Annotated in this window: 1 protein-coding gene; it reads left to right on the top strand. The window is 46.8% G+C overall.

The genetic code is table 11. The features are described from left to right. Positions 1-502 (top strand): UTP--glucose-1-phosphate uridylyltransferase (locus EST42_RS08170; RefSeq protein WP_134644981.1); only part of this gene is annotated, 502 nt, incomplete at both ends.

Raw genomic sequence — 502 nt, 5'->3', positions numbered from 1 at the left:
TTCGATTCAAACCCAGAGTTGGAAAACAACTTGAAGGAAAAGGGTAAGGACGAATTATTGAAGTTGGTTGAAGAGACGACTGACATTAACTTGTACTTCATCCGTCAATCACACCCACGTGGACTGGGAGACGCCGTTTTGACGGCAAAGTCATTTATCGGTGACGAGCCATTCGTTGTTATGTTGGGTGATGACTTGATGGCTGATGAGACGCCTTTGACTAAGCAATTGATCGACCGTTACAACATGACAGGCGAGTCAACGCTTGCTGTGATGAAGGTTCCTCACGAGCAAGTTTCTGAATACGGTGTGATTGCACCTGAAACGGAAGTTGAAGACGGTTTGCACCAAGTTAACTCATTCGTTGAGAAGCCAAAGCCAGAAGATGCCCCTTCAGACTTGGCAATCATCGGACGTTACTTGTTGACGCCAGAAATCTTCGAAGAGTTGGAGAACACGGCACCTGGTAAGGGTAACGAAATCCAATTGACGGACGCCATCG

Origin of the sequence: Weissella cibaria (assembly GCF_004521965.1) — a bacterium.
GTDB classification, from domain to species: Bacteria; Bacillota; Bacilli; order Lactobacillales; family Lactobacillaceae; genus Weissella; species Weissella cibaria_A.
Note: the sequence above shows the minus strand (reverse complement) of the source record. Positions and strands in the feature narration are given on the sequence as shown.